The following is a 14,607-nucleotide window of genomic DNA, read 5'->3' as shown; positions in this document are numbered from 1 at the left end:
TGTAGTAAACCCGTAACCCCTGGGCCCCGGCGCTTCCGCGCCGGGGCCCTCGTCATGGAGGTACCTGTATGGCCCAACCGGATGACATGCTCGACGACGAGCATTACCCCGCCTACACGATGGGTCGTGCCGCGGAGATCACCGGCGCCTCGCCGGACTTCCTGCGCCGACTCGACGAGGCGAAACTGATCATCCCGTTCCGGTCCGCCGGCGGGCACCGTCGCTACTCCCGGTACCAGTTGCGTCTGGCCGCACGGGCTCGAGAGATGGTCGACCGCGGCACCGCCCTGGAAGCAGCCTGCCGGATCATCATCCTCGAAGACCAGCTCGACGACGCTCTCCGGCACAATCAGAGCTACCAGCAACAACGGCACGCGGACGCTGCCTGACCCCATCAGGTGCCCGGCGCCATCGGGCACCCGATCAGCGCGCGATGTTCACCGGAGTCAGACGCGCACCGTATTTACCGTACGTTCGGTAATGTTGGCGTATGGGGCGGGCGCCGAGTGTTGACGATTCGGTGCTGCTGAGGCACCTCACCGAGATCTTCCGTCAGTCGGGCTACGAGGGGGCGTCGTTGACGGCCCTGTCGGCGGCTTCGGGGCTGCATCGGGCGAGCCTCTATCACCGCTTCCCCACCGGAAAACCCGGCATGGCCGCGGCCGTGCTCGAATCCGTGGAGCGGGCGTTCGGCGACATCGTCGCGCCGCTGACGTCCGAGAGCGATCCGACGGCCGCAGTCGAGGAGATGGCCCGCCGCGTCGGCGTGTTCTATGCCGCAGGCCGCCTCGCCTGTGTTCTCGACACGATGACGTTGCGCGGCGCGCCGGACGACATCCGCGCGCGGGCCGCCCATCTGGCCACCAGCTGGTTGACCGCGATGGCCGACGTCGCCCGGCGGGCCGGGGCCTCCGAAGAGGACGCTCGGCGCCGGGCCCGGGCGGCGCTGGCCCGTATCGAGGGGTCGCTGATTCTGGCCCGCGTGCTGGACGATCCGGCGGAGTTTCAGCTTGCGCTGGCGGAATTGCCCCAGATCCTCATCCGGCAGCCGGCACCGGCGGGTTGAATCGCGACAGGATGGGCGCCGACCAGTTCGCCGACAGGGATCGGGGCAGCAGGACGGCCTCGTCGATCTCGAATTCCACCGCGCGCGAGGGAGACCAGCTCACTTCGGCCCGGCCGGTGAGGTGGAGCGTGGCGCCGGTGGTCCAGTCGACGAACAGCAGCGCCGCGCTCGGGTTCTCGATGATGTTCCCCAGGGTCATCAGCATGCTGTTGCCCGCGTAGTCGAGCCAGCGCAGCCTGGTCGGCGACAGCACCTCGACGAAGCCGGGGTTCCCGCCCCGGTGCGAGACGTCGGGGTCGCCGGTCTCGGATGCCGAGGCGACGAAGAAGGTGTCGGCCCGGCTGACGAACCGGCTCATGTCGTCGGTCAGCGCGGACACGCTCGTCGCGGCGACCGGCTCCGACGGCGTCCCGTCCAGGCTGATCACCGTTCGCTTCTGGACGTACTTCGGACAGTTGGGAAAGCTCTGCTCGATGTCGAGCCGCAGCCCGGACGGCAGCGGCGTCGACGTGCCGTTCATCCGCAACCGGATCCGCGTCTCGAGGTCGATGGCCAGCAGGCCCAGCCGGCCCGCGCGGCGGGTCATCGGCTCGACCGGGTCGGCCGGCGCGAGCCGGGCCAGCACCTGCACCGAAACGTCGTCGGGAGCGCTGACGAAGCCCCGCGGACCGGCGAACAGCGAGGCCCAGAGCCGGCCGTCGTCGGCCTCAGCCCCGACGACCAGCATGTTCTGGTGGGACAGGAAGTCGTCGGCGCCGTCGGGCAGCAGCGGCTGAACCATGCGTGAGACGGCCGATGCCCGCGTGGTGAAGCCGGCTCGGGCCTGAGCCTCCAGCTCTCCCCGGTGGAAAACCATGGTGATCCATCCGTCCTCAGTCGGTCCGGTGCGTCATCCATATTACCAAACGTTTGGTAAAAATACGGCCGACGTGTTCCGGACAGCGCAGGGCGGGAAGGTCAGCGCAGGGCGGGAAGGTCAGCGCAGGGCGGGAAAGGTCAGCGCAGGGCGGGAAAGGTCAGCGCACCATCAGCGGCAGGACGATGCGGACCTGAGCAGCCAGGCCGTCGAGGACCGTTTCGCCGGCGGCGGTGTAGGCGAGCAGCGCCTGCTGAAAAAGGCCGTCGAGCATGGCGTACGCGGTGGAGGCGGGCACCGAGGGCGGAGCGCCGGTCAACGTGGCGTAGCGGTCGACCACCCGCCAGATCATCGCCTCCAGGGTGGCGTCGATCTCGGTGATGGCGTCGCGGAGCGGTTCCTCGAACATGCTCTGGGTGCGCAGGTCGTACCAGAGGCGGTGCATCGGCGCCTCTTCGCGGATCGTCTGCGCCAGCTTGTCGGCGAAGGCCTCGATCAGTTCCTCCGGGGACGTCGAGTCGCGCACGACAGGGTCGTACCGGGTGACGCAGCGCGCCTTGTAGTAGCGAACGCTGTAGATCACCAGCTCGAGCTTGTCCTGGAAGTAGTAGTGCACGACGCCGTGGCTGAACGGCGAGTTGCCGGCGATCTCGCGCAGGCTGGCGCGGGCGTATCCCAGCTCACCGAGCGTCAGCAGCGCCGACTCGGCCAACTCGTCGCGGCGGTGGTCGAACTTGTCGATCGGCCGGCTCTTCACAGGGGGCACGTCACCATCGTACGGCTTGACAGTCGTCCAAACTTTTCTTGACAAGTGTCAAGATCAGGCATGTGATGTGAGTCTCAAGTCCTTCGACCCCCCGGGAGCCCTACATGGCACAGATCGATCTCACCGGCCGGCGTGCGCTGGTCACCGGCGGCGCCCAGGGTCTGGGTGAAGGCATGGCCCGCGCGATGGCGGCCGCCGGCGCCTCCGTCGTCGTGGCCGACCTGCAGGACGATCTCGGCCCCAAGGTGGCCGAGTCGCTCGGTGACTCCAGCGGCTTCGTCCACCTCGACGTCACCGACGACGACAGCTGGGCGGCCGCGGTCGAGCAGGCGATCGGGATCATGGGTGGGCTCGACATCGTGGTCAACAACGCCGGCGTCGAGATCACCAGCCTGATCGTCGACCTCGACCCGGCCGCCGTCCGCAAGCAGCTCGACGTCAACCTGCTCGGCACCGCCCTCGGCATCAAGCACGCGTTCCGTGCGATGCGCGCTCAGAAGAGCGGCGTCGTGATCAACGTGGCCTCGGTCGCCGCGACCATCGCCTTCCCCGGCATCTCGGTCTACTCGGCCACCAAGTCGGGCGTCGACCGGCTCACCCGGGTCGCCGCCATGGAATCGGGCAAGCTCGGTTACGGCGTACGGGTCAATTGCGTCTACCCCGGGCTGGTGGCCACCGCGATGGGCGCCGGGCTCGCCAACGACGTGGCCGAGCTCGGGCTGTTCCCCTCACCCGAGGCGGCCGTGGGCGCGGTGATCGAGCTCACCCCGTCCGGCCGGCTGGGCGAGGTCACCGACATGGCCGACGCCGTGGTCTTCCTGGCCTCCGACGCGGCCCGGTTCATCAACGGCGCGGGCCTGCCCGTCGACGGCGGAATGGGGATGTGACATGGCCACCAAGCCCGTCGTCGTCTACGGCGCCTCCGGCTACACCGGCCGCCTGATCTGCGAATACCTGCGCGAGTACAACGTCCCGTTCGTCGCCGCCGGCCGTGACGCGGCCAAGCTCAAGCAGTCGATGCAGGAGAACGTGGCTGGCATCGAGACCGCCGACTACGAGATCGCCGAGGTCGGCCACGACCGGAAGGAGCTGACCGACCTGTTCGCCGGCGCCTCCGTCGTGTGCAACACGGTCGGGCCGTTCAGCGTCTACGGACCCGAGGTCGTCGAGGCCTGCCTGGCCGCGGGCACGCACTACCTCGACACCACCGGCGAGCAGGACTGGATGATCACCTGCGACGAGAACTACGGCGCCGGCTTCGCCGCGGCCGGCCTGCTCCTCGCGCCCGGCATCGCGCAAATGTATACAACCGGCGAGATCGCGGCCGAGCTGTGCCTGGAGAAGCCGGGACTGGACACTCTGGACATCGCGGTGTTCTGGGGCGGCAGCCCGACGATCGCGTCGACGCTGACGATCCTGGTCAACGCGGCCACCTCGGGCGCCTTCCGGCTCGAGCAGAACAGGTACGAGGCCTGGGACCCGGAAGCCGGTCTCTATCAGCTGGTGCTGCCCGGCCAGCACGAACTCGCGCTGGCGCTGCCGTGGGGCGGCACCTCGCACCCGGTGTGGTACCGCCGGGATCCGCGCGTGGCCAACGTCAAGGTGCTCGGTGGCGTGTTCAACCGGGCGCTGATGAACGGCGTACCGCAGATCGTCGCGTCGGCCGTCGAGGCGACCAAGGACATGAACCCGGACGATCGGTACGCGGCCCTCACCGCCACCGCGGCCCAGGTGATGAACCAGATGCCGCCGCGCGAGAACCCACGGCTGAACAAGTCGGTCGATTCGGTGCACGCCTCCGGACCGCTGGGCCGGGCGCACTGCGTGATCTACGGCAACTCCAACTACAAGCAGACCGGTCTGATGCAGGCGTACGCCGCCTATCACCTGCTGCAGCAGCCGCCCCGACGGGTCGGCTTCGCGTCCGGCTGCCAGGCCTTCGGGCATCGCGAGCTGCTCGGTGTGCTCGAGAGCTTCGGCCTGGTGCGCGAGCCGACCGTCACGGTCGAGCGCTGAGCGATGCGGCTCGTCGACTACCTGGACAAGGGGGCTTCCCTCGACCCGGACGCGCCGTGCCTGACCACGGAGGGGGAGACACGAACGTACGGGGAGGTGCGTGAGCTCAGCTTCCGCATCGCCGCCGCGCTGGTTGCCCGAGGGGTCGTTCCCGGCGATCGGGTGGCGGTGCTCTCCGGGAACGACCCGACCGCCTTCACCTGCGTCTTCGGGATCAGCCGGGCCGGCGCGGTGTGGTGCCCGATCAACCCGCGCAACGAGGCGCACGAGAACCGTGAGCTCCTGGACCTGTTCGGCGTCACCACGCTGATCTACCAGGAGGCGTTCGCGCCGCTGGTGGCCAGGATCCGCGACGGGCTGCCGTCGTTGCGGAACCTGGTCTGCCTCGAGACCGACTGGGACGATTTCCTGTCCGGCGCGGAGGCCGACGTCGATCGTCCACCGGCGGACGATCTGGCCATGATCGTCGGCACCGGCGGGACCACCGGACGGCCCAAGGGCGTCGAGCTGACCGGGGCCAACCTCGAGGCGATGACCGCGATCACGCTGATGAGCTATCCGTGGCCGGATCGGCCGGTGTATCTCGCGCTGGCTCCGCTCACCCACGCCGCCGGGGTGCTGTGCTTCCCTGTGCTCACCCGGGGCGGCGAGATCGTCATCATGCGCAAGCCCGATGTGGCCGCGTTCATCGCGCTCATCGAGCAGCACCGGGTGACACACACCTTCCTGCCGCCGACGCTGATCTACATGGTGCTGGCCCACCCCACGCTGGACGAGGCCGACCTGTCGTCCCTGCGGTGCTTCTGGTACGGCGCGGCGCCGATGTCCGCGACCCGCCTGGAGGAGGCGTTACGGCGGCTGGGCCCGGTGATGGCGCAGCTGTTCGGGCAGACCGAGGCGCCGATGATGATCTCGACGATGGCCCCGGCCGACCACTACCTGCCCGGCGGCCGCATCGCCCAGTCCCGGCTGTCGTCCGCGGGCCGCCCGTCACCGCTGGTCACCGTGGCCATCATGGCGCCCGGCGGTGAACTGCTGCCCCGTGGCGGCACCGGGGAGATCGTCGTGCGGGGCTCGCTGGTGATGCGCGGGTACCACCGCGACCCGGCGGCCACCGCGGCCACCTCGGCGCACGGCTGGCACCACACCGGGGACATCGGCTACCTCGACGACGACAACTATCTCTACATCGTGGACCGCGCCAAGGACATGGTGATCACCGGAGGCTTCAACGTGTATTCGACCGAGGTCGAGCAGGCCCTGATGCAACACCCGGCGGTTCAGGACTGCGCGGTGATCGGACTGCCCGACGACAAATGGGGCGAACGCGTGACAGCGGTCATCCAGCTGCGCGCCGGCGCCACGGTCGACAAGACCGAGATGGCCGAATTCGTCAAGGAGCGCATCGGCAGCGTGAAGACCCCGAAACAGATCGAGATCTGGGACGACCTGCCCCGGTCGAAGGTCGGCAAGATCTTGAAGGCCGACCTGCGGTCCCGCCTGACCCCCGGGCCGTAGCCTCGGATCGGCAATCCGTGGTTGGACCCCCGTGCTGCTTGATAGAACCGAGTAGCAAGGCCGACCCGGGAGGAACAGCCATGATCGATCGAGCCGGGCTCGCCGAGTTTCTGCGCCGCCGTCGTGAGTCGCTCCAGCCCGAGGACGTCGGCCTTCCGCGCGGGCAACGTCGCCGCGCGGCCGGCCTGCGCCGCGAAGAGGTGGCCGCGCTCTGTCACATCTCGGCCGACTACTACAGCCGGCTCGAACGGGAACGCGGTCCCCACCCGTCGGAGCAGATGATCGCCTCGCTGGCCCAGGGCCTGCACCTCTCGCGTGACGAGCGCGACCACCTGTTCGGCCTGGCCGGGCACCGCCCGCCGGCCCGGGGCTCGGCCGGCGACCACATCAACCCGGGCCTGCTGCGCATCTTCGACCGGCTGACCGACACCCCGGCCGAGATCGTCACCGAGCTCGGCGAGACGCTGCGGCAGACCCAGCTCGGCGTGGCCCTCACCGGTGACCTCACCCGTTTCGCCGGCCCGGCCCGGAGCATCGGCTATCGATGGTTCACCGACCCGGCCACCCGTGCCCTCTACCACCCCGGCGACCATGCGCTGCACTCTCGCGTCTTCGCCTCCGGTCTGCGCAAGATGGCCACGCTCCGCGGCCCGGACTCCTGGGCCGCCCACCTCAAGCAGCTGCTGCTCGACAACAACGAAGAGTTCCGGTCCGTCTGGAACGAGCACGAGATCGGCGTCAGTTACCAGGACGTGAAGCGATTCGTGCACCCCGAGCTGGGTGATCTCGAACTGAGCTGCCAGGCGCTGGTCGACCCCGACCAGGGGCACCTGCTTCTCGTCTACACGGCCGTGCCGGGCAGCGAGAGCTACGAGAAACTCCAGCTGCTCAGCGTCATCGCGGCCCCCTCGTAGTCACTCGCGGGCAGACCGTCGCCACCACGGGACATCGATCAACTACTCTGCCGCGAAAAGGCTGTCGTCGATCTTCGACAGTCGATCGCTTTCGAGTAGAGGGAGTCAACGTGCGCAAACGTGCGCATGCATGGGGGAGTTTCCTGCTCACAGCGGCCCTGACGTCGAGTTTTCTCGGCGGGGGCACGGCACTGGCTCTGGCCGGCGCCGACGAGGTGGCAGACGGCGGACTTCCCTTTGTGGCCAAGGTGAGCTTCGGCGACATCCACAGTTGCAGCGGGGCGTTGGTCGCACCGCAGTGGATCATCACGGCGAAGGAATGCTTCGCGAACGGTGACACCCCGGTCGCCGCGGGCCCGCCCGCCCGGCCGGCCACCGTCGTGGTCGGACGGACCGACGTCTCGACCACTGCCGGCAGGCGCCTGAGCGTGACGACGCTGGTTCCGCACCCGGACCGGAACGTCGTGCTCGCCCAGCTGTCCGGCGCGGCGAGCGGAATCGTTCCGGTGCCGGTCGGCCGGACTGCTCCGGCTGAGGGCGACACGTTGCGGATCGCCGGGTACGGGCGTACGGCAACGGAGTGGGTGCCTGACCGGCTGCACGCCGGCGCCTTCACGGTGCAGTCGGCCACCGCGACGACGCTCGAGGTGGTCGGCGCGTCCGCGGGCGCGATCCTGTGCCGGGGCGACTCGGGCGGCCCGGCCCTGCGCGAGACGCCGGGCGGCTTCGAGCTGGTCGGCATCAGCGACTCGTCGTGGCAGAAAGGCTGCATCGGCGAACCGGACACGGAGAGTCGTGGCCAGGGCTACGAGACCCGGGTCGACGACCTCGCGGGCTGGATCGCGGCGGGCACCTCGGTGCGCCCGGCCGGCCTGCGGCAAGTTGTGCTCGGCGAGTTCACCCGCGACGGCTTCCAGGACGTCATCGGCATCGACGCGCTGGGCTGGGGCTGGTGGTACCGCAGCACGTCGGCCACCACGTTCGGCAACCCGGTGCGACTGTCGAGCACCTGGGGCGCGTACAAGGAACTGGTGGTCGGCCGCATCGACCGGGATGCCTACGACGACCTGCTGGTGCTCACCGACTCCGGCCAGCTGCTGCTCTACACGGGCACCGCGGCGGGCGGCCTGACCGGCCGGGGGCAGATCAGCGCCGCGTACGCGGGCTATCGCGACCTCGCCGTCGGCAAGCTGAACGGCGACACGTACGACGCGCTGTACGCGATCGAGTCGGCCACCGGCGCCTGGTTCAAGTGGGCGCAGACGTCTGCCGGCGGGGCGTTCTCGACCACCCGGCAGTCGGTCGGCGGCGGCTGGGGATGCTGCCAGAAGAACGTGTTCGGCAAGTTCAACGCGGACGCCCACCTCGACCTGCTCACGATCGAGTCGGCCACCGGGAAGATCCGGATCTACCCGGGTACGGCGTCGGGTGCGCTCGGCACCGGCGCGGCTGTCGACAGTGCGGGCACGTCGTGGGGCAACGCCACCGATGTCGCCGCGGGCGCCTTCGACAACACCGGCCTGGCCGGTCTGCTCACGATCGACAGCGCCGGCACGCTCTCCGTGCACCGGCGCACGACCGACGGCGGCTGGGTCGACCGCGCGCAACTGGCGGGCACGGCGTGGCAACGGCAGCCTTACGACATGGCGCGGCTCGTCGGCGGCGAGTTCAACGGCAACAGCCACCCCGACCTGATCGGGATCGACGCCGAAGGCTGGGGCTGGCTGTTCCCGGGCACGGCCGCCGGCGCCTGGGGTTCACCGGTTCGGTTGTCGAGCACCTGGGGCACGTACAAGGAACTGGTGGTCGGCCGCATCGACCGGGACGCCATCGACGACCTGCTCATCCTCACCGACTCCGGCCAGCTGCTGCTCTACACGGGCACCGCGACAGGCAGCCTCAACCCGAAGGGCCAGATCAGCGCCGCGTACGCCGGCTACCGCGACCTGACGGTGGGCCGGCTCGACGGCGACACGTACGACGCGCTGTACGCGATCGAGACCTCCACGGGCGCCTGGTTCAAGTGGCCGCAGACAACCGCGGGCGGCGCCTTCGCGACCACCCGAACCCAGGTCGGCGGCGGCTGGACCTGCTGCAAGCAAAACGTCTTCGGCAAGTTCAACGACGACAGCCACCTCGACCTGGTGACCGTAGAAACCTCAGGCCGGATCCGCCTCTACCCCGGCACGGAATCCGGCGCGCTCGGCACCGCCACCACCGTGGACAGCGCCGGAACCGCCTTCGCCAACCGCGACCTGGCCGCAACCCGCTCTCCCACAACGGGCCGCGACAGCCTGCTCGCCCGCGACCCGTCAGGCACAGTGCTCGTCTACCCGAGCACCCAGTTCGCCCCCGGCACCGAGTGGAACGACCCGATCATCTTCGGCCCCCGCGGCTGACGATCCGACGCAAGGCCCGGTGGCTGACCATCCGCCGGGCCTCTGTCGTACTGCCGCTCCGAAAAGGGCCGGTCGTGGTCAGCCTCAGCGCAGGCCCTCACCGGCCACGTCTGGGATTCATTTGGCGCGGTGGTGCATCGGTACGAGTGGACCGGGGAGCCGCCGGGTCCGGGGCCGGGGCGACCTCACCCTGCACCCACGCCTCAACGCCCGGCTGCGCGAGACCGGCGGGGATCAGCTCGTCAATAGCGTGGGCCGCCTGCAACCGTGCCACAAAAGCGCTCGATGATCCCGGCGAGAATTTCATCGGGTGGCTTCCAGGCCGTTGGCCGCATGGATCCGCGGGCACTGGTCGATCGAGAACAAGATTTGGCGGGTCAGGCCACTGCTCGATGCAGAGCGTCGTGGGCCTCGAGGAAGCCCGCCACCGAGCGCTCCCACGGAAAGAGTTCGGCCTGCGCGCGGGCCGCGGACCGACGGACGGGTTCCGGGCGGGAGAGCAGCGCCCGCACTGCCTCGGCATAGGCCGGACCTTCGCCCGGGACGGCCGCGCCGGCCTCGCCGATCACCTCGGGCAGGGCGCTCTCGGCGCTCACCACGACGGGGGTGCCGCTGGCCATGGTCTCGAGGGCGGCCAGGCCGAAGGTCTCGATCGGGCCGGGCGCGATCGCCACGTCCACACTGGCCAGCAGCGCCGCCAGTTTCTGGCGGTCGGCGACGTGGCCGAGGAAGCGGACGGGCAGGCCGCGGTCGGCCGCCTCGGACTGCAGGGCGATGCGCAAGGGGCCGTCGCCCGCTACGACCAGCACGGCGGGCACACCGGACTTGCGTAGGCCGGCCAGCGCCTCGAGTGAGCGGCGGGGCTTCTTCTCGGGGGCGAGCCGGCCGCAGTGCAGCAGCAGCACGTCGTCGGGCGCCGACCACATCGTGCGCATCCGTGGGTCCTGGTTGGCCGGAGTGAAACGGTCGAGGTCCACGCCGAGGGGAACCTGCGTGAGATTGCGTACGCCGAGTCGCGCGAACTCGGACGCCGCCCACCCGGTCGTGCAGAGGATCTGGTCGTGTTCCGCGGCCGTTCGCGCATTGAGGAGGTCGCCGACGCGGCGGCCGGGGCCGGGACCGAACAGGCGCAGCAGGCCGTCGAGGCTCTCGTGCGACACCATCATCGACGGGATTCCCCGGCCCCGGGCCCAGCGGCCCAGCCAGCGCAGCGTCACGCGGTCCGAGATCTCGAGGCGGTCGGGCCGCAACGACTGCAGGGTGGCGCTCAGCCGGGCGCGGTCGAGCAGCACCCGGTAGCCGCCCATGCGGGGAACCAGCGGCCCGGGCAGGGTGATCACCCGGCCCTGGTCGGTCTGTTGGTCGGACTCGGTGGCGCCGGGGACCACCAGCACGGGGTCGTGCCCGGCGGCCAGATAGCCGGCGCCCAGGTGGCGGAGTGCGGTGCGCAGACCCCCCGACCGGGGAGTCACGAAATTCGCCACCCGGACAATTCTCACGCGGCGACCGCCCTTCGTTCGAGGAAGCCGACGCTACACGCTTCGCCGTAGTGGCCCAGCAATTCCTCACCGACGGCATACCAACTGCGGCCCTCGATGGACTGCCGTCCGGCCGCACCGAAGGTCGCCCGCCGGGCAGGGTCGGCTACCAGGTCCCGTACGGCCGAAGTGAAGCCCTCGGCGAGGAACGGGGACACCAGGTAGCCGGTGCGCTCGTGATCGACGAGATCCATCGGACCGCCGGCCCGCGGCGCCACCACCGGCAGGCCACTGGCCATGGCCTCCTGCACCGCCTGGCCGAACGTCTCGTACGGGCCGGTGTGGGCGAAGATGTCGAAGCTCGCGTACAGCTCGGCCAGTTCCTCGCCCCGGCGCACCCCTAGGAACGTCGCGGCCGGGAGCGCCTTGTGCAGCTGCGGCGCGGCCGGTCCGTCGCCGACCACCACCAGCCGTACGCCGGGCAGGCGGCTCACGTCGGCCAGCAGATCGATCTGCTTCTCGACCGCCAGCCGCCCCACAAAACCGACGACGACCTCGCCGTTCGGGGCCAGCGACTTCCGCACCTCGTCCCGGCGCCGGTCGGGGTGGAACAGTTCGTCGTCGACCCCGCGCCGCCACAGGTGGACCCGCTCGACGCCGTGCGCGTTCAGGGCGAAGGCCGACTCGGACGACGGCGCCAGCGTGCGCGAGGCCAGGTTGTGCATCGTTTTGATCCACTTCCAGGCGGCACCCTCGGTCATACCGACCTTGTAGGCCCGGGCGTACGCGGCCACATCGGTCTGATAGACGGCCACTGTGGGCAGGCGCAGCGTGCGGGCGGCCAGCAAACCCCACGCACCCAGCACGAACGGGCTGGCCAGATGCACGAGGTCGGCGCCGAACGCGCGCAGGGCGCCGGTCAGGGTCGGGGTGGGCAGGCCCAGCCGGATCTGTGGGTAACCGGGCATGGGCAGGGAAGCGACCCGGACCACCGGGTACGGCACGTGGACCGGGGTGTCGCGGACCGCGGGCGGTGGCTGCGGTGCGATCACCATCGGCTCGTGACCCCGGCGCAGCAGATGCTCGGCCGTGCGCACCACCGAATTGGCGACACCGTTCACATCGGGCAGGAACGACTCCGTGACCAGAGCGACTCGCATGCAGCCACGATGGGCCTGCGTCGATGTCCAGCACACCATACGCGTCGTGGCCGAATCCCTAACGCTGTTCGAACGAACGACTAGACGGCGAGCTCGCTGGGTATCCTGCCGCCGTGAGATTCCGGTCGATGGCCTCGGCGCTGAGCGTGGTGCTGCTGGCCGGCGCGTGCGACTGGACGGGCGGCGACGGCCGCGACCACAACCCCGAGAACCGCCCCGGCTACTACCTGGGCGAGCGCGGCGACGACATTCCGCACCGGATCCGCGGCGACGACAACGTCTCCTCGTTCCTGCTGCTCAGCGGGGCCGACGTGGTGCGGGTGCGGCTCGGCGATCTCGGCGGCGACCGGTACGAGCTCTCGACACCGGACGACTCCCGCTCGGCGCCTACCGCGACCGTCGAGGGCGCCGACCTGGTGGCGGGTCTGCGCGACACCGGCCGGAGGGGTCCAGCCGTGCTGACCGTCATCCTCAGCGACGACGTGCGATGGCAGATCAGGCTGGCCGGCGGGGCCAAGGACGAGTCCGTCGACCTGACCGGCGGCCGCGGCGGCGACGTCGACTTCAGCTCCGGCACCGAGCGTGCGTCGGTGGTGCTACCGGCCGGCCCGGGCACCCAGCGCGTGGTTCTCGGCGGGGGCGCGAGCTTGCTTTCCGTACGGCTGACCGGCCAGGCTCCCGTGCGAGTCTCCGTCCGGGGCGGCGCCGGCAGCGTGACGATCGACGGGCAGGTGCACACCGGGGTCGCGGGCGGGTCGGTCTGGGTGCAGGACGGCTGGGAAGGTGCGGCCGACCGCTACGACGTCGACGCCACCTCGGGCGTCGCAACGCTCACCGTCGACCGTTCCTGAAGCCGCCGACGCAGATGCGTGCCTTCCTCACCGACCGCCGGTGTTGACGGAGCGCCAGTCGACGTACTTGAAGTTGCTGCTCACGCGGCCGTCGTCGGGCTTGTTCTCGCCGTCGTGCAGCACCAGCAGACCCTGGGGGTAGCCGGGCAGGGCCACACTTGTCACGGCGGCACCGTCCGAGTGCTGCACGCCGTCGGTACGGGCGCCGTCGACCACCTGGAAGCTCGACAGCGGGCGGTTGGTGCGACGGTCGTACACATAGAACTTGCTGTCGCCCTGGCTCGAAACGATCAGGTAGCCGTCGCGCTTACCGGTCGGATAGATCGTCGCCCCTTCGACGTCGGCCCGGATGCGCCCGGCCTCCGGAGCCGGCTCACCCAGCACGCACTCCTCGGTCGCGGGGTCGAATGTGCCGGGCGCGCCGAACTCGGCCACCCGCTCGACGATCCGCGGCACACCGATGAACCTGTCCCGGTCGAGCCGGATCTTCCACAGGGCGACGTCCTCCTGCGCGGCGTAGAGCACGCCCGATTCGCCGTCGACGACCATGCCCTCGATCTGCGGCTCCTCACCCGGCTCGGCGCACGGCGTCCAGGTCGCCCCGGTGGACAGGCGGAACTGCTTGGGCAGGTCAAGCTTGTCGGTGACCCGGTAGCTGACCGAGTTCTTCCGCTCCTCGAGCCGGAAGATCCCCAGCGTGGTGCTGTGCCGCCGGCTGACCACCGCATACCGCCCGTACGTCGCCAGCCCGTAGCCCGTGGCCTGCGTCTCGACCTCAGCCTGATCGCGCGAGAAGAGCAACGGAGCATCAGCCGAGGTGACGTCGGTAAGCCGCCCCGACGCCTCGATCCGAAAGATGCGCAGCTTGTCGAGCCCTCGGTCGGTGACAACCGCGTAGTCGTGCCGCTTCGCCCCGAACCCGGTCACCAGATCGACGTTGTTGAACCGCCCGCCCTCGGGCGGCAGAATCGCCTGCACTTCGCGCCCGGCCAGGTCGTAGACCCGCAACCCGCCGTTCTTGGCCGTCCCGATAACCCGGCTGCGCGACTCATCGGCCCGGTTGACCCAGATCGCCGGGTCGTCGGCATCCGCATCCCCGCCCGCCTCATCGTCGAACAGCGACGGCGTCTCGACCGCAGCCGTGATCTCGACGAGCGGCCCCTCCCCGGACGGCCCACCGGCCCGCGCCGGCCCCGCGACAGCGGTGCTCAGCACGACAAGAGCCACAACCCCAGCAGTACGACGCATAGTTGCCAACACTGCCGAACAAAAGCAGCCCCGAGGTTGCTCCCACCTGAATCTTCGCTGTGCGCCCCCGGCCCACGTCGTTCCCGACGAAGAGCGCGAGCTGTTGCCGGTCCGCACAACAAGATGGGCCTTCGACCGGGGTCTGTCGCACGCCCTCGCCCTGGCTGACGAGGCGGACTGTCTCGTCTCGCGGCCCGGCGGCGGTCGCGGGCCGATCTAGCGGCAGCGGCTGCGGGCTGCTCTTCGGCTGCTGTGAAGAATGGTCCGGAAATGGCAGTAGGCCCACCCCGCGATGGGGTGGGCCTACTGTTCACGTTGAGTCCGGCGGCGTCCTA

The 14,607-nt window shown here is 70.0% G+C and carries 13 protein-coding genes; 8 read left to right on the top strand and 5 right to left on the bottom strand.

All coding sequences use genetic code 11. The annotated features are described in order from the left end of the window. Positions 1 to 68 precede the first annotated feature (68 nt). Together LXN57_RS16855 and LXN57_RS16850 are read left to right on the top strand one after the other, a co-directional pair. Complete coding sequence (locus tag LXN57_RS16855; RefSeq protein WP_251799115.1) at positions 69 to 389, top strand: MerR family transcriptional regulator; 321 nt, start codon at positions 69 to 71, stop codon at positions 387 to 389. A gap of 101 nt (positions 390 to 490) precedes the next feature. Continuing rightward, the gene (locus tag LXN57_RS16850) at positions 491 to 1,066 is read left to right on the top strand and encodes a TetR/AcrR family transcriptional regulator (protein ID WP_251799114.1); all 576 of its coding nucleotides are present in this window, start codon (positions 491 to 493) and stop codon (positions 1,064 to 1,066) included. Here the strand turns inward: LXN57_RS16850 and LXN57_RS16845 are convergent. Both LXN57_RS16845 and LXN57_RS16840 read right to left on the bottom strand, forming a co-directional pair. Further along, positions 1,038 to 1,847 carry a pyridoxamine 5'-phosphate oxidase family protein gene (locus LXN57_RS16845; RefSeq protein ID WP_251799113.1) on the bottom strand — a complete coding sequence of 270 codons (810 nt, stop codon included), beginning with the start codon at positions 1,845 to 1,847 and terminating at the stop codon, positions 1,038 to 1,040. The two genes, LXN57_RS16850 and LXN57_RS16845, sit on opposite strands and share 29 nt — an antisense overlap. Positions 1,848 to 2,082: 235 nt before the next feature. Further along, the gene (locus tag LXN57_RS16840; protein WP_251799112.1) at positions 2,083 to 2,688 is read right to left on the bottom strand and encodes a TetR/AcrR family transcriptional regulator; all 606 of its coding nucleotides are present in this window, start codon (positions 2,686 to 2,688) and stop codon (positions 2,083 to 2,085) included. Between the two features lie 104 nt (positions 2,689 to 2,792). Here LXN57_RS16840 and LXN57_RS16835 point away from each other — a divergent pair, with 104 nt between their 5' ends. The 5 genes from LXN57_RS16835 (at position 2,793) to LXN57_RS16815 (ending at position 9,535) form a co-directional block, all read left to right on the top strand. Beyond that, positions 2,793 to 3,575, top strand: coding sequence for an SDR family NAD(P)-dependent oxidoreductase (locus tag LXN57_RS16835; protein WP_251799111.1), 783 nt, complete (start codon positions 2,793 to 2,795; stop codon positions 3,573 to 3,575). A 1-nt stretch (position 3,576) separates the two neighbouring features. Continuing rightward, positions 3,577 to 4,704, top strand: coding sequence for a DUF5938 domain-containing protein (locus LXN57_RS16830; protein ID WP_251799110.1), 1,128 nt, complete (start codon positions 3,577 to 3,579; stop codon positions 4,702 to 4,704). 3 nt (positions 4,705 to 4,707) lie between these two features. After that, positions 4,708 to 6,222: an acyl-CoA synthetase gene (locus LXN57_RS16825; RefSeq protein WP_251799109.1), complete on the top strand. Its 1,515-nt coding sequence runs from the start codon at positions 4,708 to 4,710 to the stop codon at positions 6,220 to 6,222. An 80-nt stretch (positions 6,223 to 6,302) separates the two neighbouring features. Further along, positions 6,303 to 7,136 carry a helix-turn-helix transcriptional regulator gene (locus LXN57_RS16820; RefSeq protein WP_251799108.1) on the top strand — a complete coding sequence of 278 codons (834 nt, stop codon included), beginning with the start codon at positions 6,303 to 6,305 and terminating at the stop codon, positions 7,134 to 7,136. Positions 7,137 to 7,246: 110 nt separating this feature from the next. After that, a complete protein-coding gene (locus LXN57_RS16815; protein WP_251799107.1) occupies positions 7,247 to 9,535 on the top strand; it encodes a S1 family peptidase in 2,289 nt (762 codons plus the stop codon). A gap of 377 nt (positions 9,536 to 9,912) precedes the next feature. On the opposite strand, the gene LXN57_RS16810 is transcribed toward LXN57_RS16815, so the two are convergent. Both LXN57_RS16810 and LXN57_RS16805 read right to left on the bottom strand, forming a co-directional pair. Then, positions 9,913 to 11,019, bottom strand: a complete 1,107-nt coding sequence (locus LXN57_RS16810; RefSeq protein WP_251799106.1) for a glycosyltransferase — start codon at positions 11,017 to 11,019, stop codon at positions 9,913 to 9,915. A gap of 11 nt (positions 11,020 to 11,030) precedes the next feature. Further along, complete coding sequence (locus tag LXN57_RS16805; RefSeq protein WP_251799105.1) at positions 11,031 to 12,173, bottom strand: glycosyltransferase family 4 protein; 1,143 nt, start codon at positions 12,171 to 12,173, stop codon at positions 11,031 to 11,033. A 113-nt stretch (positions 12,174 to 12,286) separates the two neighbouring features. On the opposite strand from LXN57_RS16805, the gene LXN57_RS16800 reads away from it, so the two are divergent. Next, complete coding sequence (locus LXN57_RS16800) at positions 12,287 to 13,024, top strand: hypothetical protein (protein WP_251799104.1); 738 nt, start codon at positions 12,287 to 12,289, stop codon at positions 13,022 to 13,024. Between the two features lie 27 nt (positions 13,025 to 13,051). Here the strand turns inward: LXN57_RS16800 and LXN57_RS16795 are convergent, their stop codons facing one another. Beyond that, positions 13,052 to 14,251 (bottom strand): phytase, encoded by a 1,200-nt coding sequence (locus LXN57_RS16795; RefSeq protein WP_251799103.1) that lies wholly within the window; start codon positions 14,249 to 14,251, stop codon positions 13,052 to 13,054. Positions 14,252 to 14,607: the final 356 nt, after the last annotated feature.

It is taken from the genome of Paractinoplanes hotanensis, assembly GCF_023717965.1.
Classification (GTDB): Bacteria; Actinomycetota; Actinomycetes; order Mycobacteriales; family Micromonosporaceae; genus Actinoplanes; species Actinoplanes polyasparticus.
The sequence above is the reverse complement of the archived record's forward strand: the minus strand, read 5'-3'. Positions and strand labels throughout refer to the sequence as shown.

What these genes read in the sequence shown, in the direction of transcription:
- LXN57_RS16855 (WP_251799115.1), top strand. Translation starts at nt 69, where the DNA reads ATGGCCCAACCGGATGACATGCTCGACGACGAGCATTACCCCGCCTAC.
- LXN57_RS16845 (WP_251799113.1), bottom strand. Translation starts at nt 1,847, where the DNA reads ATGGTTCAGCCGCTGCTGCCCGACGGCGCCGACGACTTCCTGTCCCAC.
- LXN57_RS16825 (WP_251799109.1), top strand. Translation starts at nt 4,708, where the DNA reads ATGCGGCTCGTCGACTACCTGGACAAGGGGGCTTCCCTCGACCCGGAC.
- LXN57_RS16835 (WP_251799111.1), top strand. Translation starts at nt 2,793, where the DNA reads ATGGCACAGATCGATCTCACCGGCCGGCGTGCGCTGGTCACCGGCGGC.
- LXN57_RS16850 (WP_251799114.1), top strand. Translation starts at nt 491, where the DNA reads ATGGGGCGGGCGCCGAGTGTTGACGATTCGGTGCTGCTGAGGCACCTC.
- LXN57_RS16820 (WP_251799108.1), top strand. Translation starts at nt 6,303, where the DNA reads ATGATCGATCGAGCCGGGCTCGCCGAGTTTCTGCGCCGCCGTCGTGAG.
- LXN57_RS16805 (WP_251799105.1), bottom strand. Translation starts at nt 12,173, where the DNA reads ATGCGAGTCGCTCTGGTCACGGAGTCGTTCCTGCCCGATGTGAACGGT.
- LXN57_RS16830 (WP_251799110.1), top strand. Translation starts at nt 3,577, where the DNA reads ATGGCCACCAAGCCCGTCGTCGTCTACGGCGCCTCCGGCTACACCGGC.